The organism is Novispirillum itersonii subsp. itersonii ATCC 12639, assembly GCF_000381985.1.
In the GTDB taxonomy this organism is placed as follows: Bacteria; Pseudomonadota; Alphaproteobacteria; order Rhodospirillales; family Rhodospirillaceae; genus Novispirillum; species Novispirillum itersonii.
Genome location: NZ_KB907337.1, coordinates 308,276 through 326,196 on the forward strand (window position 1 = coordinate 308,276; position 17,921 = coordinate 326,196).

A 17,921-nucleotide genomic window follows, 5' to 3' on the forward strand; every position below is an offset into this window, starting at 1 on the left:
GGGATCAGGGCTGATGAACCGGCAGGGGCGCGGCCTCAGGCGGGAAGACTCTCCAGCCGTTCACTCTGGACCGCGCTGACCAGATCCCGGGTTTCCGCTGCGCCGAGGATGGCATCGGTGGTGCGGGACAGCCGCCGCCGCCAGTTCGGGTACTCATTGACCGTACCGGGCACATTGACCTGAGACTCTTCCTGCGCCAGATCGTCCAGATTGATCAGCGCCAGCGCCGACGGGGCCCGCCCGAGGAAGCGGTGAACCGCCACCGACAGCGCCTGCTTCTGTGCTGTGGTCAGCGTGGCCTGCTCCGGCAGGTCAGTACCGGCAGGAAGAACCGCCTGATCGTTCAGGGCTGCCAGCAGCAGGTGGCGGTCCTGTCCGCGTTGGGCCTCATCACTGTCGCGGCTGACGCCGGGCACGGCCAGACCCAGCCGGTGGCGCAGGGCGATATCCCAGCCGCTCCAGTGGCCCTGTACGGTGGCGATGTCGTGGCTGGTGGCGCAGGACAGAGCCAGACGCGGATAGGTGTCCGGGCGCTTGAACAGGCCGCTTTCGTACCGCTCGAAGTAAACCACGCGGTAGGACAGAATGGCTTCCTGCTCCATCCGGCTGCGGAAACCGTCGGGGACGGTGCCGAGATCCTCGCCGATCACCATGCAGCGGTTGCGGTGGCTTTCCAGCGCCAGAATGCCCAGAAGATCGTCAAAGGGGTAGCTGACGTACATTCCGTCCCGGGCGGTGAAACCGGGGGGAATCCAGAACAGCCGCAGCAGTGACATGGCATGGTCGATCCGCAGGGCCCCGGCATGGCGCATGTTCGCCCGTACCATGTCGATAAACGGGGCATAGGCCTGCTGACGCAGGGGCAGCGGATTCAGCGGCGGCATTCCCCAATCCTGCCCCAGCGGGCCAAGCTGATCGGGGGGGGCGCCAAAGCGGCCACCGATGACATAGACTGACTGGTCTGCCCAGACATCGGCGCCGTCGGAATTGCTGCCGACAGCCAGATCCCGGTACAGCCCGATATGATTGTCTGATCCGCTGAACAGAGCCGCGCAGAGGCCGAGCTGACGGTCTGCCTCAAACTGCAGCCACTTGCGGTAGTTGACCGCGTCAGCGTCGGTTTCGGCCACGGCGGTCACGGCCTGACTGTCAGGGGTGCGGTAGTCTTCCGGCCACTGCATCCACGGTTTATCCGGCCAGCGCGCCTGAAGGACCTCGAAGACCGCAAACAGGTGCAGGCGTGTTCCACCGGCCTGTTTGAAGTCTTCGAAGGCGGCCTGCCGTTCCGCTGTGGCGCTATGACGGAAGGTGTCGTAAAGGGCCTGCAGCAGCGGGCCTTTGACGGCGGCGACAGCAGGGTAGTCAACCAGATCTTCCTGACGGGCGGCCTGTATCTGTGCCTGCACCTCAGCAGAGTCCAGCAGCGCGCGGGCGGCAGCGCAGGCGGTGAACTCCGGGACTGTGCGCGGATCAATATACAGCGGATTCAGGAACAGCCGGGAACAGGGGGAATACGGGCTGGCATCCTGTGGCCGGGCCGGAAACAGCGCGTGCAGCGGGTTGACCCCGACAAACGATGCCCCCAGATCAACCGCCCTGCGGCTCGCGGCCTGCAGGTGGCTGAAGTCGCCCATGCCAAAGTCGGTTTCATCCCGCAGGGAATAGACCTGACAGCCGATCCCCCACAGCCGCCGGTTCTGGCGCAGCGGGTGGGGCAGCCAGCACTGGGCCGGGGCGAGGATGACGCTGCCGGAGGACAGGGCGGCTGTTCCGCTGCGGATGCTGAGGTGATGGTACCCGGCCGGAACCGTCGCCGGCAGCGTCAGGCACTGACGGGTCATGCCATCCCGGCGGCAGGTGGTGCCGCCGTTGTCCGGCCCCGGCGCGGCAAGGGTGCCGACATGCACGGTGCCGTCTTCGGTGGTCAGGGTCCAGTGCAGCGGAAAGTCGCTGTCTTTGCAGACCACGGCGACACTGCGGCTGCTGTCATCCCGCAGCACCGTTACCGGGGCAAGGCCCGGGGCCCAGTCCGTCTGCTCCAGCCCGTCCAGTGCCGCGATGACACTGGCATCAGACGTCAGGTCAAAACCCATGGCCGACAGAGTGGCATGGATGGCCCCGGCGGTTGCCACATGCTCGGTGCCGAAGATGTCCCAGAAGCGGGTGCTGATTCCGGCCCGGTCAGCCAGTGTGGCCAGCAGGGTGGCGGAAACCGGTGGAGGGGTGGCGACGGGGAAATCGGTCATGGCAGGTATCCTTCAGAACGCGGGAGAGTACGGTCGGCCAGAATCACCAGACTGCGCCCCAGCAGCGGGAATGTCTCACCCCAGCCGAAGGGGCGGCTGGGTTCATCATCATCATCGGTCGGGGTGTCGGCGCGGGCGGTATCCAGCAGAACGGTCCAGTGATGGCCATAGGCCGGGCCGGGCAGGGTAAAGGGGATGCTATCACTGTGGGCATTCAGCAGAATGATCAGGCGGTCATCCTGTTCCCCCGGCTCCGCACCGTTGATATGCATGCCAAGGCAGCGGTTCTGCGGTACGCTCCATTCTTCGGCACGGATTTCCCACCCCTGCGGGGACAGCCATGTCACATCCTTGATGCCTGACGTCTCATCGCCCGGCTTGGGCTTTCCGGTGAAGAAGGTCAGGCGGCGCAGGGCCGGATGATTCCGGCGCAGGGCAATCACATCGCGGACAAAGTCCTGAAAATGCTGCTCTTCCGCTGTCAGGGGGGACCAGTCCATCCAGCTGATGTCGGAATCCTGACAGTAGGCATTGTTGTTGCCCTGCTGACTGCGGCCACGTTCGTCCCCCATCAGCAGCATCGGCACACCCTGACTGATCATCAGGGTTGCCAGCAGGTTACGCCGCTGCTGGCGGCGCAGCCGGGTGATTGCCGGGTCATCGGACGGGCCTTCGGTGCCGCAGTTCCAGGACAGGTTATAATTGGTGCCGTCCGCGTTGTTCTCGCCATTGGCCTGATTGTGCTTGCCGTTGTAGCTGACGAGATCGCTGAGGGTGAAACCGTCGTGCGAGGTGATATAGTTCAGAGATGCCAGTGGCGACCGCTTCCAGAACAGATCCGATGATCCGCTCAGGCGGGTTGCCACCGGGCCGAGGTGGCCGTCGTCGCCGCGCCAGTAGCCGCGCACCACATTGCGGTAGGCGTCGTTCCATTCGCGCCAGCCGGTGGGGAAGCCGCCGAGACGGTACCCCTGCGGCCCAAGATCCCACGGCTCGGCGATCAGTTTGGCCCGCTGCAGGACCGGATCCTGCCGCAGGGCGGCCAGAAAGGCGCCTGACGCCTCAAACCCGCGCGGGCCCCGGGCCACGGCTGAGGCCAGATCAAAGCGGAAGCCGTCAACGTGCATCGTTTCAACCCAGTAGCGCAGAGAATCCATGACCATCTGCAAGACACGGGGATGAGCGACATTCAGGGTGTTTCCGCAACCGGAATGGTTGTGGTAATAGCGCGGATCTTCTGACGTCAGGTGGTAGTAGCTGCGGTTGTCAATGCCGCGCCATGACAGGGTCGGCCCCAGATGGTTGCCTTCGCAGGTATGGTTGTAGACCACATCAAGGATCACCTCGATCCCGGCATCGTGGAAGCGTTCCACCATCGCCTTGAATTCATCGGGACCATGGTTCTGGGCATAGGCCGGGTGCGGGGCAAAAAAGCTCAGCGGGTTATAGCCCCAGTAGTTGGTCATCCCCCGTTCTGACAGGTGGGGCTCGCTGGCAAAAGACTGCACCGGCAGAAGCTCTACCGCTGTCACACCCAGCCCGACCAGATGTTCCAGAACTGCCGGATGGCTGAGGCCGAGAAAGCGTCCGCGGTCCTGCGCCGGGATATCCGGATTTTTCAGCGTCATTCCCCGGACATGGGCTTCGTACACCACGGTGTCGTGCCACGGGGTTTCCGGCAGGTGCTGCGCACCCCATGGGTAATCGGTCTTGACCACCACCCCTTTCGGGACGTGGCGGGCATTGTCCCGCTTGTCGAACGACAGGTCGGCCTTCGGGTGCCCGTGGCGGTAGCCGTAGCAGGACGGATGCCATTGCAACACCCCGGACAGGGCGCGGGCATAGGGATCAACCAGCAGCTTGTTGGCGTTGAAGCGGTTGCCGCCCTGTGGGTCGTAGGGGCCGTAAACCCGGTAACCGTATAGCTGGCCGGGCCGCAGATTGGGGATGTAGCCGTGCCAGACGTCATCGGTACGCTCCGGCAGGGCCAGCCGCGCGGTTTCCTTTTTGCCCGAGACGTCAAACAGGCACAGCTCCACCTTTTCGGCATTTTCGGAAAACAGTGCGAAATTGACCCCGCGCCCGGTCCATGTGGCTCCAAGCGGATAGGGGCGACCGGGCTGAATCGGGCTGCGGGGGCCAATGCGCATTCTGGCTGTGATCTCTGACTAAAAGGCGGGCGGAAAAGGGGGTCAGGTCTTGGGGCCGGCTTTTGCCGGGCTGCGACGTTTGGCCGGGGCCTTTTTCGGTTCCGCCGCAGGTTTGGTGGTTTTTCCTGCCTTCTTGACGACAGGCGGCGGCAGCGGGGCTTCCGGCGGCGGCACGGCGGCATCGGCCTGCGCCGGGGTATGGGGAGCCCCGGTTATCTGCTGTTCTGCCAGCAGCCAGTAATGCCAGTCGTTGCCACCTTCCGGTTGGCCATCCTGCTGCCAAAGAAAATAAGCACGTTCGCGGATCTGGTCGTGGGAGAGGTCTGCCATGGCTGGTACCCTTTTCTGGTTGTGCGGCACCCCGGAACGGGTGCCGTCGGTCAGACACTGGAACAAGGGGTAAGCAGGGAGTCTTGTCTCGGGCTTCAGGATACCGAAGCTGCCGATAATTCCCACATCAAACTTACGGTGTCGCTGCATTGCGGTGCAGAAAGGTGCAGATGTCTTGCGGTTGTCATCCATCCGAAGGCGCGGGGCCAAAAGAAAACCGCCCCGGCGCGGGGCCGGGGCGGTCTTAATCTGAACATAAGCCTGTAAAACGGGCTTACTTCAGGGTTGCCAGATAGGCAATGACGTCAGCGCGGTCTTCCGGCTTGGCCAGCTTGAAGGTCATGTTCGACCGGGCGGCGGCGTCGCCGGTCTTATCCTTCAGGAAGGCGGTCGGATCGGTGATGTACTGGTCAAGGGTCGCGGCGTCCCAGGCGAAGCCCTTAGCGGCGGCAGCCTTATAGGACGGGGAATAGTTAAAGCCCTCGGCCTTGCCCGGGCCACGGGTGGTGATGCCGAACAGGTTCGGGCCGATCTTCTTGGCTCCGCCCTGTTCAAAGGTGTGGCAGGTGCCACAGCTCTTCTTGGCGACATCGGCACCCTTGGCGGCATCGCCGGCAAAAGCGGCACCCGACAGGGTGATGGCAGCAACGACGCCAACGGCGAAGAGTTTCACGTTCATCCCAATCTCCTCAATACCTTGGTTGCGTCCCGGCCGGGCGGGGCTGCCGCCTCGGACGGACGATATTCGTCATATGACGACGGGGGCGGCCCTCTCCCGGCCGCGTCCCGGCTTCCCTGCGAATACAGCCACCCTACCCGAAGGAGGGGTGGTGAATGGTGCCATAGGCTGCCCCGGACTATACCCGTCCTTGTGCTTGCTTACAAGGCTCAGGCCGGGCTTCCGCCGGTTTAGGCGAGACCTGAAAGTCATGGGTTTCCGATAGATGTCAGGGGTTTCCCGCGACGGTTCAGGGTCAGGTGAGTGTCGTGGATGATTGCGGCATTCTGAAGGCGTTCGGGATGGGGCACGGGTGCGTGAGGTGGGGGGGGATAAACTTGACTGCTTTTGTCAGATATTTATTCTTTAATCAGTCGGGCAGTCTTCAGTCGGGGATGGCAGGCATCGGTCTTGCCGGATAAAGGGGTGTTCGCGAATTTTTGATATTGGTTTCGCGAAATTTTTTCCCTTTGATAAATCCTGAAAAATCCATTCAGGCAGCATTCAGGTTCATGTCGCTAAACAGGTATCATGAATTCGGCGGTGAACCGGTCGGCCTTAGTCGGCGTATCAGGTTCATGAACTGATTGATACGGAGGGTTATCCCATGGCGAGATCTGGTGTGAGCATTCCCTTGATTGCCGCAGAAGGTGGGCTGACCCGGTACATGGATCAGATCAAGCGCTTTCCCCTGTTAAGCCCGGAGGAAGAGCAGGATCTGGCACACCGGTACCGTGACCACGGCGATCAGGGGGCGGGGGACCGTCTGGTGACCAGCCACCTTCGTCTGGTGGCGCGGATTGCCATGGGGTACCGCTTCTATGGTCTGCCGATGACAGACCTGATTTCTGAAGGCAACGTCGGCCTGTTGCGGGCGGTGAACAAGTTTGAGCCTGAAAAGGGCTTCCGGCTTGCCACCTATGCGATGTGGTGGATCAAGGCCTCGATTAACGAATATGTGCTGAACTCGTGGTCGCTGGTGAAGGTGGGCACTGTTGCCGCCCAGAAGAAGCTGTTCTTCAATCTGCGCCGCCTGAAGGCCCAGCTTGGTGTCTATGATGAGACGAACCTGACCAAGGAGCAGGCTGACTGGATTGCGGAAGAGCTGTCTGTGCCGGTTGATGAGGTCTACAGCATGAATCAGCGCCTGTCCCGTCAGGACACCTCGCTGAATGTGGCGGTGGGCGAAGATGGTGACATGCAGCGGATGGATCTGCTGGTTGATGACCGCGCCGATCAGGAAGAAGTGCTGGCCGGGCGTCAGGAGCGTCAGCTTGGTACCGTCCTGCTGCGCGATGCCATGCAGCAGCTGAATGACCGTGAGCGTCACATCATCACCCAGCGGCGGCTGCGCACCTCGCCGATCACGCTGGAAGATCTGGGGCGGCAGTACGGTATCTCGCGCGAACGGGTACGGCAGATTGAAAACCGTGCGTTCTCAAAGTTGCAGTCGGCGGTGCGCAAAGCAGCCGAAGCGCTGGAGGGCCGGGGCCGCCGGATCGAGTGCGCCCCTGTCTGACAGGTTGCCCCTGTTTTCTGATCCCTGTCTGACTGTTCCGGGCCGGTGCTACGCTGTGGCATCGGCCTTTTTTTGCCCTGATGTCACAGGGTGAACCGATATGGCGAAAATCTGGACTTTATGGTCTCTGGATTGGATAGTTCTGCGACCGGGCGTTGCCTGTAACGCGGTATGGGGAGGAAATAACCATGAAGCTGGTGATGGCAATCATCAAACCCTTTAAGCTTGAAGATGTGCGTGAGGCGCTTGGCGGGATCGGTATTCAGGGGATGACGGTCAGCGAAGTGAAGGGCTATGGCCGCCAGCGCGGTCAGACCGAGATTTATCGTGGCGCTGAATACGTCGTGAATTTTCTGCCCAAGGTCCGCCTTGAGATCGTGGTCGATGATGAGCTGGCTGATAAGGTGGTGGAAACCATTCAGTCAACCGCACGCTCCGGCAAAATCGGCGACGGTAAGATTTTTGTGATGGATGTTGGCCGGGCGGTGCGGATCCGGACCGGGGAGCAGGACAGCGAGGCTCTTTAATCCATTTTTCTCACCACGGCATCGGGCTTCCGAAACGGCTGGAGCAGAAGGCGGGTTGCTGTCTGTTCCTGCCGCTCACGGAAGTCGTGCAGACCGAGTTCCATGACGGTGGGATCACTCAGCGGTACGGTGCGCAGGCTGCCCGCCAGCCGGTCCCAGATTGACAGGCAGAAGCCATAATTGCTGTCCGTTTCCTGCCGGGTGGGCGAGTGATGGATACGGTGCAGGCTGGGGGTGATGACGACCCGGCGCAGCAGCGCGTCAATCCGGGCCGGAAGGCGCAGATTGGCATGGGTCAGCAGAGCGCTTGAACTCAGCAGGATTTCAAACAGGGCCATGGCGGCAGGCGGGATGCCCAGTATCACTGCCGCTGCGCTTTTCAGCATCAGGGACAGCAGCAGTTCCAGCGGATGAAAGCGGATCGCGGTGGTGACGTCCATCTCGGTATCGCTGTGATGGACGCGGTGCAGCCGCCACAGGACCGGAACGCGGTGAAACACCAGATGTTGCGCCCAGATCAGCCCGTCAAGCAGCAGCAGTGACAGCAGCACTTTGCCCCATGCGGGCAGTGGGGCACCGGCCAGAATCCCATAACCTGCCTGTTCGGCCCATGCGGCTGCGGCAACCGGGGCGAAGGCGGTGGCGATGCGCCCGGCGGTCAGGCCGCACAGGCTGCCGGTCAGGCCAAGAAGCAGGGCTGCCGTCCAGCGGGTTCGCCGCTGCATCGGGCCGGTGCGGTATGGCCGGATCCGCTCGGCAGTCATAACTGCCAGCAGCAGCCCGGCAAAGACCGGGATGCGCAGGGCCATCAGTGTCTGGAGGATGCTGTCAGTCATTATTTCAGTGAACGGCAGTTTGTCTGCTTCAGCAAGAAAAAGTGAGCCATGCGCATGGTAACGCCATGGCATGAAACATAATTGGTTGCGATGAGGGCGGACCTGTGCGACCACAGGGGGACTACGAGGCTTGGCAGCGGGGAGTCTTCAGAACGTGGCCGACGAGATTGTGCAGAACAGCCTTGATGGCATAGATCTTCTGGCCCCACTGTCTGCGGAGGAACGTGCGACTCTGGCCCGTCAGTGCCGGTGGCGACGCTATGCGCCGCAGGAACAGATCATCGACCGGCAAAGTCAGAACCGGGACGTTTATCTGGTGATCAAGGGCTCGGTGCGGATCGTCATCTATTCCCTGTCGGGTAAGGAGCTGACGCTCGACGATCTCGGGGCAGGATACTACTTCGGTGAGCTGGCGGCGATTGACGGGCACCCGCGTTCAGCCAGCGTGATGGCACTGGTCGAAACGCAGGTGGCGGTGCTGCCGGCGGAAGTCTTCATGCGGCTGGTGACCACTCACGAAGGGATGATGCATCTGCTGCTGAAGCGGCTGGCCTCCATGGTCCGGACCTCGACGGACCGGATCATTGATCTGTCAACGCTGGGGGCCAACAACCGCGTTCATGCAGAACTGCTGCGGCAGGCCCGGGCAGCCGGGATTGCCGATGACGGCAGTGCCGTTCTGTCCCCGATCCCGGTGCATGGGGATATCGCCAGCCGTGTCTCAACCACCCGTGAAACTGTCGCCCGGGTGCTGAATGATCTGGCCCGTCAGGGTCTGGTCCGCCGGGACCGCGACGCGCTGGTGATTCTGGATGCAGAGAAGCTGGAAGAGATTGTGGAGAGCGTGCGCGGCGAATAATCGCGCATTATCTTCAGGCATGCAAAAACCCCTGCCGGACATGGCAGGGGTTTTTGTCTGTCCGTCAGGACGGTTAGGTCTGAAGGCAGGGCTTACTGGCCCATCTCCACGCCCTTGTCTTCGAACAGCTTTGCCAGATCACCGCTGGCCGCCATTTCGCGGACGATGTCGCAGCCGCCGACGAATTCGCCTTTGACGTAGAGCTGCGGGAAGGTCGGCCACGAGGAGAATTCCTTCAGGCCCTGACGGAATTCGTCATTCTCAAGAATGTTGACGGTCTTGTACTTCACGCCGAAATGGTTGAGCACCTGCACCACAGCAGCGGAAAAGCCGCACTGCGGAAACATGGCGCTGCCCTTCATGAACAGCAGCACCGGGTTGGCGTCAATTTCAGCCTGAATCTGCTGGAAGAGCGGATTATCCGACATTGTCTGTCGCCTTTCGTATGGGGCCGGACGGCAATCGTCCGGATCGGGAACGGTTGGGTGAGGATATGCGGGGCAAATGCGCTGCCGTCAATAGCTTTACCGCAGGGCGGGCACCTTGACCCGGATCAAGACGGCTTTGCGCTTGCCGGGGTGCGGCGCAGCATCGGCAACGAGTAGATCACCACACCGGCCCAGATCAGCCCGAAGGTGATGAGATGGGTGGTGGTGAAGGGCTCCCTGAAAATCAGGATGGCGACGGCAAGCTGGACTGTCGGACTCATGTACTGCATCAGACCCAGGGTGGACAGGCGCAGGCTGCGGGCACCGATCCCGAACAGGTACAGCGGCAGGGCCGTCCACAGGGGGCAGCCGATCATCACCAGAACCAGCAGGTGCCAGTCGGCCCCCGGCAGCAGCAGACTGCTGAAAAAGCCGTTGCCGAGGCTTTCTTTCCAGATCAGCCAGCCGATGGCGAAGGGCGTCAGCAGCAGGGTTTCGACAAACAGGCCGGTCAGACTGTCTGCCGGGGCGGTTTTACGGATCAGGCCGTAGATGCCAAAGGTCAGGGCCAGAGACAGGCTGATCCACGGGAGGTTGCCTAGCCCGGCAACCATCACACCGACCCCGGCGCAGACCAGCAGAACGGCAAGGCCCTGTTGGCGCGAAAAGCGTTCATTTAGAAAAACTGCGCCAAGGGCCAGCGTGACCAGAGGGAAAATGTAGTATCCAAGGCTGCCGTAGATGGCCTGATGGGAGTTTATGGCATAAACAAAAATAAGCCAATTAACGGAAACCATCACCGCCGATGCGGTGAAGATTCCCAGCAGGCGGGGCGAGCGGAGAATGGTCAGGACCTGCGCCGGACGATCCCCCCGCATCATGAAGGGCAGCATCGCCAGCACACTCCACAGAATGCGGTGGCTGATGATTTCGTCGGGGGGCAGGGTGGCCAGCGTCCGGAAGAACAGGCCGGAGCCACCCCACAGGCAATAGGCACCCAGTGCGGCGATCAGACCAGCCCGCACGGAGGGGGAAGGGGCAGGAGACATGGGGAGTCATCCAAAAGGGGCGAGAGGAGGAAACCACAGCTACCGTAAGGGCAGTGGTTCTCCAAGCCTTTTCCATTTTTCACGATGATCCGCACTTCATCTAAGACTTTAAGAAAATATCTCAATGCATTTGATTTAGCTCATTTGATGCGTAGATTGACTTAAGAAAGGTAGCGCAGAGACCCCCTCCCCCTTTCGGGCGATGATCCGCGCAATGACCCGGCTTTCCCCGCCACGGACCACCAGCCCGGTTTCATAGGCAATGACGTGCAGGGGGGCGGTCAGGGCCAGAAGTTCTCCCGGCGCAAGCAGGTGGTCTGGGTTGCGGGGGCGCCCGAAGCGTTCGTTGCCATGGGCGAAGGTCTCGTACAGCAAAAGGCCATCCGGGTGCAGGGCGGCGCATAGATGGGGGAAGAGCGGGCGATGCAGATAGTTGGTGACGATCACCGCGTCAAAGTGGCCTTTAGGGCTCACTGACGGGTTCTCTGGGGAGAACGGCCATGAATGATCAGCCCCGTCCGGGCCGCTTTCCAGATCGTGTGCGATCAGCGTCGCGGTATCTGCCAGGTCAGCCACCCCGGACAGGTCGCGGTCAATCAGGGTGACGTCACAGCCGCTGTTCAGGAAGAGGCGTCCATGCCGCCCGCTGCCACAGGCCACATCCAGCACCCGCGCCCCGGCAGGGACCAGCGGAGCAAAGCGTAAAATCCATTCTGATGCGGGCAGGATGGCAGGCTGATGCTGACTTTGGCTTGTCATGGTTCCTCATGATGGTTAAATGCATGGGCTTTCTGCCAGAGGGCAGGCGCGAGGGGTTACGGAGAACGACGGCGGCAGATGATTAAGTACGAGCTGCAGTGCGAGCATGACCATACCTTTGAAAGCTGGTTCCGTGACAGTGCGGCCTATGACCGCATGGCGGAGCAAGGGGTATTGCAGTGCCCGGAATGTGGCAGCGCGCGGGTTGCCAAGGCGCTGATGGCCCCGCGTCTGGCCCGTAAAAAAGGCCATGATGACCGCGAGGAAGCCCGCCGCCGCAGTGCAGCCGCCACGGCCGCCGCGATGGTCGGGCAGGTGGCTGCGGCTGCCGCCGTGCCTGCCGCCGCTGATCCGTCTGCCCCCGTACCTGCACCGCCGGACCCGGCAGCGGTACGGCAGGTGATGCGGGCGGTGCGCACCTACGTTGAGCAGAATTTTGATTATGTTGGCAATACCTTCGCCGATGAGGCCCGTAAGATTCACTACGGTGACAGTGAGGCGCGTGCTATCTATGGCGAAGCTACACCGGAAGAGCAGACAGCCCTGGAAGAGGAAGGGGTTGAAATCTATAGCCTTCCGGTCCTGAAGGACGATGCCTGACGGGGATCGTGCGGTAGGGATGTCATTGTGTTTTTTCAGGCGATCCGGCTGAAATCGGGGGATTTCACAGGGGCTGGCTGCTTGCCTGAAGCGCGGGGAGAAGCCCCGCTGTTGTATCAACCGGGGAGGACGGTGCGGCGGCACCGTCAGCAGGCATTATCATGAATCAACCCGCATTCACCCTGAAGCCGGTGCTGTTTGTGCTGGGAGAGCTTCTGGCGATCCTTGGGGTGTTCATGTTCGTGCCCGGCTTTGTCGATGCCTGGTCGGGGGATGCCGACTGGATGGGGTTTTTCATTGCCAGCGGCTTCACCACTCTGACCGGGCTGCTGCTGGTTTTCACCAATTTTGAACGTCATCTGACGCTCAACCGCCGTCAGGCCTTTCTGCTGACCGCGCTGTCATGGGTGGGGATTTCGGCCTTCTCCGCCATGCCGTTCACGTTTTCCCGGCTGTCTCTCAGCTATACCGATGCGTTGTTCGAGGCAGTTTCCGGACTGACCACCACCGGCTCCACGGTTATTACCGGGCTTGATGTGGCCCCCCCGGGGATTCTGCTGTGGCGGTCGCTGCTGCATTGGCTGGGCGGTATCGGGATTGTGGTGATGGCGATTTCCCTGCTGCCGTTCCTGCGGGTCGGCGGGATGCAGCTGTTTAAGATGGAAAGTTCTGACACCAACGACAAGGTGGTGGCGCGGGTCAGCCAGTTTACGCTGTCGCTGGTCCTGATCTATGTCGCGCTGACGGCTTCCTGCGCGGTGGCCCTGCAACTGGCAGGTATGACCTTCTTTGAAGCTGTTAACCATGCGATGGCGACCATCTCAACCGGTGGCTTTTCGACTTCAGACGCATCGGTGGGGCATTTTAACAGCCTGACCATCAACTGGATCATTACCATCTTCATGATTGCCGGGGGGCTGCCGATCACCCTGTTCATCCGGGCTTTGCGGGGCGGGGGGCTTTCTGCCTTTAACGAGACGCAGGTGCGGGGATTTCTGGTGTTCGCACTTTTTGCGACGGTTCTGCTGACGGCAGAGCAGCTGTACCGCGGGGCGGGGGATGTGTTTACCACCCTTACCCATGTTGCCTTCATGGTGGTGACGATCATCACCACGACCGGGTTTGCCAGTACGGATTATACCCTGTGGGGTAACTTTGCCGTCGCCTGCGCTTTTGCGCTGACCTTCGTCGGGGCCTGTACCGGGTCTACGGCTGGCGGTATCAAGATCTTTCGTTTTCAGATCGCGTGGCGGCTGTACCGCTCTCATATCCACCGGCTGATCAGCCCGAATGCGGTCGAGGTCGCCCGCTTCGGTGAACGGCGGATCACTGAAGACGTATCAGCCTCTGTGATGCTGTTCTTCTTCGTTTATATCGGCACTGTCGGGGCGATTACCCTGTTTCTGGCCTCTGTCGGGCTTGACTGGGTAACGGCGGTCAGCGGTGCCGCCACCGCTGTCGGCAACGTCGGCCCCGGTCTGGGGCATATTATTGGCCCGGCCGGAAACTTCCAGAGCCTGCCTGACGCGGCCAAGTGGGCCCTGTCGATCGGCATGCTGCTGGGGCGTCTGGAGTTTTTCTCCATTCTGGTGCTGCTGTCGGCCCGCTTCTGGAAGGCCTGAGCGACGGCGTCCGGCCAGAACATTTTCAGGAAAGCCCGATGCCGGTCAGTGGGTTTTCTCGACCACAACGCTCAGCTGGCTGTTCCACACCGGGGTCATTGTTTTGTCCGCGACGGTGATTTCGGTGATGCCGATATTCTTGCCGATAATGAACAGCCGGTTGGCCCCCTGCAGATAGACATCGGCCACTTCCGGGTGCGATGAGATCACCGCCAGCCCCGGCTGGGTCAGGCGCACCACCTCGATGGTGCCGACCACCACCTCCATATCTTCCCGCAGTTCGGGGTTGATGATGGGTTCTTCCTTTTTCGCTTTTTCCCACGGCATCATAAATTCCTGCGCCGAGGCCCCGGTCAGAGGAGACAGCAGCAGGGACAGGCAGAGGCATGATGCTGTGGTGCGAGCCGCGCGGACCATGAACGGAAACCTTTTTTCAGCCGGATTGTCGGGGCAGTATCATCGGTAAATGTTAAAAACACGGCAACAGCAACCACGCCCGCGTTGAGAAAACCGCCGTCTTGGCCTATAAGGCCCACAGTTTCCCCTCCGGCAGGTCACAGCAGACAGGATAGCAGACATGATTCCTCGTTACTCCCGCCCCGAAATGGTTGCCATCTGGGATGCGGCTAACAAGTTCAAGATCTGGTTTGAGATTGAAGCCTATGCCTGTGACGCGCAGGCCAAGCTGGGGGTGATCCCGGAAAGTGCCGCCAAGGCGGTGTGGGACCGGGGGAACAAGCCCTACACGGCGGAGCGGATCGCCCGGATTGATGAGATCGAAGCCGTCACCAAGCATGACGTCATCGCCTTCACCACTGAACTGGCCGAGCATGTCGGCGACGACGCCCGTTTCGTCCATCAGGGCATGACCTCCTCTGACGTGCTGGATACCTGTCTGGCAGTGCAGATGGTGCAGGCAGCGGACCTGCTGCTGAAGGATATGGACGCCCTGCTGGCAGCCCTGAAGACCCGGGCGATGGAACACAAGCTGACCGTCTGCATGGGCCGCAGCCACGGCATCCATGCAGAGCCGGTGACGATGGGGCTGAAGTTTGCCGGGTTCCATGCTGAGTTCCAGCGTGGCCGGGAGCGTCTGGTCCGGGCCCGCGAGAATATTGCCACCTGCGCTATTTCCGGCGCGGTCGGCACCTTTGCCAACATCGACCCGTTCGTTGAAGAATATGTCGCTGAGAAGCTGGGTCTGAAGCCGGAACCGCTGTCGACGCAGGTGATCCCGCGTGACCGTCATGCTGAATATTTTGCGGCGCTGGGGGTGATTGCCTCTTCCATCGAGCGTGCCGCCACCGAGATCCGTCACCTGCAGCGTACCGAAGTGCGCGAGGCCGAGGAGTTCTTCTCCAAGGGGCAGAAGGGCAGCTCGGCGATGCCGCACAAGCGCAACCCGGTGCTGACCGAAAACCTGACCGGTCTGGCCCGTATTGTCCGCTCTGCCGTGGTTCCGGCCATGGAGAACGTCGCTCTGTGGCATGAGCGTGACATCAGCCATTCCTCGGTGGAACGGATGATCGGCCCCGATGCGACCATCACCCTTGATTTTGCTCTGGCCCGCCTGACCAACGTGATCGCCAATCTGGTGATCTACCCGGATGCGATTGACCGGAATCTCAACCAGATGGGCGGTCTGGTGTTCAGCCAGCGCGTGCTGCTGGCCCTGACACAGGCCGGTGTCAGCCGCGAAGATTCCTATCGTCTGGTGCAGCGTAATGCGATGAAGGTGTGGGAAGGGCAGGGCGATCTGCTGTCGATCCTGAAGCAGGATGACGAAGTCACCGCCCGCATCCCGGTGCCGGAGCTGACCGAGCTGTTTGATCTCGGCTACCACACCAAGCATGTTGATACCATTTTCCGTCGCGTTTTCGGCGAGGCGTAAGCCTTTTTCTGGCATCTGGGGGGTAGGGAAGGCGGCGCCCGCTTTCCCTTCCTCTCCGGCACAGGTCAGGCCGGACGCAAAAGAGAAAGGGCCAGCCCCGGGTGGGGACTGGCCCTTTTCTGTCGTCTGATCCCGCTGGCAGATCAACGGGCGGCGTCGCCGTAGACCTGCTCGCGGGCGATGGTCATCAGCTTTTCAAGCTTGATGCGCAGACGGCCCTCGGTCATCTCCACGCCCTTATCCGTCAGGTCTTTCATGACTTTACGGATCACATCATCATCGCCGGGCTCTTCCAGATCGGCGGCGACAACGCCACGGGCATAGGCATCGGCGTCAGCAACGCCCATGGTTTCCGCCGCCCACAGGCCAAGCAGTTTATTTCGGCGGGCCCGGGCCCGGAATTCCAGTTCCTGATCCAGCTTGAACTTGGCTTCGAAAGCCTGTTCGCGATCGTGGAAGGCGTCAGCCATGGTGCGCGTTTCCTCGGATTAAACTATATGATACCGGTTTTCCGGCTAAAAACCGCACCGTTATACCCTTTGGGCCGCCGGACCGGTACTCCTTTTTATACCGTCGGAAGGTTTTGGGCGGGCCGGGCCGGAGGGGTTGTAAAGGGGGGAGGGAAGATCATGTGTACAGTTGCCATTCTGCGTCGTCCGGGGCACCGCTGGCCGGTGCTGATCGGGGCAAACCGCGACGAGATGCGTGACCGCCCGGCCCTGCTGCCGGGGCGGCACTGGCCTGACAGGCCGGAGGTGACGGCAGGACAGGATCTGTTGGCCGGCGGATCGTGGATGGGGCTGAATGATCACGGTGTGACGGCGGCCATTCTCAACCGTTTCGGCACACTGGGACCAGCCTCGGACAAGCGGTCGCGGGGCGAACTGGTGCTGGAGGCGTTGGATCATGCCGACGCGGCGGATGCGGTGGCGGCGCTGGCAGAGCTGGATGGCCGGGCGTACCGTCCCTTCAATATGATTGTGGCGGATAATACCGATGCGTGGTGGCTACGCCACGCCGACAGGCCGGATGGCATCATCGAGGCCGTGCCGCTGCCGGAAGGCCTGTCGATGATCACCGGGTTCGACCTGAACGATGTGGCCGCTGACCCGCGCCTGCGCCGCGCGCTGCCTGCATTCCGGGCGGCAGCGGAGCCGGACCCGGATGCAGGCGACTGGGCGGAATGGAAGGCGTTGCTGGCCAGCCGTGACAGCGGAGGACCGGAGAATGACCCCCGGGCTGCGTTGTGTTTTCTGCGGCCAAACGGTTTTGGGACCGTCTCCTCCAGCCTGCTGGCTTTGCCTGCGGTTGGCGCGGCTGTTCCGGCGGTATGGCTGTATGCGGCGGGGCCGCCTGATCAGGCGGAGTGGGCGGCGGTTCCTGCCATCGGATAACGGCGGCCCCGGTGGTTGGTGGCTGGTGTCGGGATCAGGCGCGCCCGGCGCGCCCGACCACCAGAACTTCCACTGTCGTTTCCGGCGCGCGCAGTTGCAGGCGGCTGACGCCGACAACGTCGGTCAGCCAGAAAACGCCGTCGGCGGTGGTGCAGCGGTAGACCAGCGCCGGTGTGCCATCAAGGGCGCTGACCGGGCCGAAAACAGTGCTGTGGGGAATGCCGGTGAGGGTCAGGGCAGTGATCGGGGTGCGGACCATGTCAGGTCTCCTTCATTGTTCTTGTTGTTTATTTTGATTGTTGCTTGTTGGCGGGGATGCTCAGGGCGCTGTGCCGTATTGATTTTGCGCACTCTGTACGCTCTTAATATGCGCATACCGTGCGCAGAATTCAATAGACATTATGCACTAAGTGCGCCTAGTGTGGCGCCATCATCCCTGCACGATGCTATCTGCACAGAGTATGGCATTGGCGCACAATGCCTTTTCGGGGCAAACTGCCCGCAGGAGACACTCATTTTATGACCGGAGCAGCGTGATGGGTACAATGTCGCCGAAAGATTTCCGTCGCTGGCGTAAAGTGATGGACCTGTCGCAGAAAGATGCCGCCGAGGCCCTGGGCCTGAAGCGCCGGGTCGTGCAGTATTACGAAAAAGGCGAGCGTGACGGCGAGAAGGTTGAGGTTCCCAAGTATGTCCGGCTTGCCTGCTACGCCCTGTTGCAGGGCGTGAAAGACTATAAGGGGCCGCCGAAGGATGAGGCGGAGAAAGAGAGCGCCGGAGACGAGGCGGAGGCCCCGGCTGCAATCGAATCGGTTGTGCCTGACAGTGCCGCCGGGCCCGCTGCGGCTGAGGCCCCGGTGAAGGTGCCGAAGGCGCGGGGAAAGTCGGCGGGCAGACGGTCTGCCGCAAAAAGCGGGGAAACACCCGCCGCGCCGGAAGGGGGCGCCTGAGGGCGGCTGGGGAGCCATTCCGGGACCGAATGGCTGTTCTTCT

Annotated in this window: 19 protein-coding genes; 8 read left to right on the plus strand and 11 right to left on the minus strand. The window is 61.7% G+C overall.

What is annotated here, in order from left to right:
• Nucleotides 1-35 precede the first annotated feature (35 nt).
• The 4 genes from malQ to G365_RS0101415 all read right to left on the minus strand — a co-directional run bounded on the left by malQ (nt 36) and on the right by G365_RS0101415 (nt 5,405).
• Nucleotides 36-2,246 carry a 4-alpha-glucanotransferase gene (gene malQ, locus G365_RS0101400; protein ID WP_019643708.1) on the minus strand — a complete coding sequence of 737 codons (2,211 nt, stop codon included), beginning with the start codon at nt 2,244-2,246 and terminating at the stop codon, nt 36-38.
• Nucleotides 2,243-4,396: a glycogen debranching protein GlgX gene (glgX, locus tag G365_RS0101405; protein WP_019643709.1), complete on the minus strand. Its 2,154-nt coding sequence runs from the start codon at nt 4,394-4,396 to the stop codon at nt 2,243-2,245. Before glgX ends, malQ begins: the two co-directional genes overlap by 4 nt.
• Before the next feature lie 42 nt (nt 4,397-4,438).
• Nucleotides 4,439-4,918, minus strand: a complete 480-nt coding sequence (locus tag G365_RS24270; protein ID WP_081628394.1) for a DUF2934 domain-containing protein — start codon at nt 4,916-4,918, stop codon at nt 4,439-4,441.
• Between the two features lie 82 nt (nt 4,919-5,000).
• On the minus strand, nt 5,001-5,405 hold the full coding sequence (locus G365_RS0101415) for a c-type cytochrome (protein ID WP_019643711.1): 405 nt from the start codon (nt 5,403-5,405) through the stop codon (nt 5,001-5,003).
• A gap of 646 nt (nt 5,406-6,051) precedes the next feature.
• On the opposite strand from G365_RS0101415, the gene rpoH reads away from it, so the two are divergent.
• Both rpoH and G365_RS0101425 read left to right on the plus strand, forming a co-directional pair.
• On the plus strand, nt 6,052-6,963 hold the full coding sequence (rpoH, locus tag G365_RS19820) for an RNA polymerase sigma factor RpoH (RefSeq protein WP_043741068.1): 912 nt from the start codon (nt 6,052-6,054) through the stop codon (nt 6,961-6,963).
• A 188-nt stretch (nt 6,964-7,151) separates the two neighbouring features.
• A complete protein-coding gene (locus G365_RS0101425; RefSeq protein WP_019643713.1) occupies nt 7,152-7,490 on the plus strand; it encodes a P-II family nitrogen regulator in 339 nt (112 codons plus the stop codon).
• On the opposite strand, the gene G365_RS0101430 is transcribed toward G365_RS0101425, so the two are convergent.
• The gene (locus G365_RS0101430; protein WP_026345003.1) at nt 7,487-8,326 is read right to left on the minus strand and encodes a sterol desaturase family protein; all 840 of its coding nucleotides are present in this window, start codon (nt 8,324-8,326) and stop codon (nt 7,487-7,489) included. The genes G365_RS0101425 and G365_RS0101430 overlap by 4 nt on opposite strands.
• Nucleotides 8,327-8,480: 154 nt before the next feature.
• Between G365_RS0101430 and G365_RS0101435 the strand changes: the two genes are divergently transcribed.
• Nucleotides 8,481-9,185, plus strand: coding sequence for a Crp/Fnr family transcriptional regulator (locus G365_RS0101435; RefSeq protein WP_019643715.1), 705 nt, complete (start codon nt 8,481-8,483; stop codon nt 9,183-9,185).
• A gap of 92 nt (nt 9,186-9,277) precedes the next feature.
• Here the strand turns inward: G365_RS0101435 and grxD are convergent, their stop codons facing one another.
• From grxD to G365_RS19825, 3 genes are all read right to left on the minus strand, one after another.
• Entirely contained in the window at nt 9,278-9,613 is a 336-nt protein-coding gene (gene grxD, locus G365_RS0101440; RefSeq protein ID WP_019643716.1) for a Grx4 family monothiol glutaredoxin, read from the minus strand.
• A gap of 125 nt (nt 9,614-9,738) precedes the next feature.
• On the minus strand, nt 9,739-10,662 hold the full coding sequence (rarD, locus tag G365_RS0101445) for an EamA family transporter RarD (RefSeq protein ID WP_081628395.1): 924 nt from the start codon (nt 10,660-10,662) through the stop codon (nt 9,739-9,741).
• A gap of 135 nt (nt 10,663-10,797) precedes the next feature.
• Nucleotides 10,798-11,421 (minus strand): class I SAM-dependent methyltransferase, encoded by a 624-nt coding sequence (locus G365_RS19825; RefSeq protein WP_019643718.1) that lies wholly within the window; start codon nt 11,419-11,421, stop codon nt 10,798-10,800.
• A gap of 78 nt (nt 11,422-11,499) precedes the next feature.
• Between G365_RS19825 and G365_RS0101455 the strand changes: the two genes are divergently transcribed.
• Together G365_RS0101455 and G365_RS0101460 are read left to right on the plus strand one after the other, a co-directional pair.
• A complete protein-coding gene (locus G365_RS0101455; protein WP_019643719.1) occupies nt 11,500-12,021 on the plus strand; it encodes a DUF1178 family protein in 522 nt (173 codons plus the stop codon).
• A 161-nt stretch (nt 12,022-12,182) separates the two neighbouring features.
• Nucleotides 12,183-13,643 carry a TrkH family potassium uptake protein gene (locus G365_RS0101460; protein ID WP_019643720.1) on the plus strand — a complete coding sequence of 487 codons (1,461 nt, stop codon included), beginning with the start codon at nt 12,183-12,185 and terminating at the stop codon, nt 13,641-13,643.
• Between the two features lie 45 nt (nt 13,644-13,688).
• Here the strand turns inward: G365_RS0101460 and G365_RS0101465 are convergent, their stop codons facing one another.
• Nucleotides 13,689-14,060: a pilus assembly protein N-terminal domain-containing protein gene (locus G365_RS0101465; RefSeq protein WP_019643721.1), complete on the minus strand. Its 372-nt coding sequence runs from the start codon at nt 14,058-14,060 to the stop codon at nt 13,689-13,691.
• Between the two features lie 160 nt (nt 14,061-14,220).
• On the opposite strand from G365_RS0101465, the gene purB reads away from it, so the two are divergent.
• The gene (gene purB, locus G365_RS0101470; protein ID WP_019643722.1) at nt 14,221-15,534 is read left to right on the plus strand and encodes an adenylosuccinate lyase; all 1,314 of its coding nucleotides are present in this window, start codon (nt 14,221-14,223) and stop codon (nt 15,532-15,534) included.
• 143 nt (nt 15,535-15,677) lie between these two features.
• Here purB and G365_RS0101475 read toward each other — a convergent pair whose 3' ends face one another.
• Nucleotides 15,678-16,004, minus strand: a complete 327-nt coding sequence (locus G365_RS0101475) for a DUF1476 domain-containing protein (RefSeq protein WP_019643723.1) — start codon at nt 16,002-16,004, stop codon at nt 15,678-15,680.
• Nucleotides 16,005-16,163: 159 nt separating this feature from the next.
• Here G365_RS0101475 and G365_RS0101480 point away from each other — a divergent pair, with 159 nt between their 5' ends.
• Entirely contained in the window at nt 16,164-16,928 is a 765-nt protein-coding gene (locus G365_RS0101480) for an NRDE family protein (protein WP_019643724.1), read from the plus strand.
• A gap of 34 nt (nt 16,929-16,962) precedes the next feature.
• Here the strand turns inward: G365_RS0101480 and G365_RS0101485 are convergent, their stop codons facing one another.
• Entirely contained in the window at nt 16,963-17,187 is a 225-nt protein-coding gene (locus G365_RS0101485) for a hypothetical protein (RefSeq protein ID WP_019643725.1), read from the minus strand.
• A 277-nt stretch (nt 17,188-17,464) separates the two neighbouring features.
• On the opposite strand from G365_RS0101485, the gene G365_RS23725 reads away from it, so the two are divergent.
• Nucleotides 17,465-17,878 (plus strand): helix-turn-helix domain-containing protein, encoded by a 414-nt coding sequence (locus G365_RS23725; RefSeq protein ID WP_019643726.1) that lies wholly within the window; start codon nt 17,465-17,467, stop codon nt 17,876-17,878.
• The last annotated feature ends 43 nt before the right edge of the window (nt 17,879-17,921 follow it).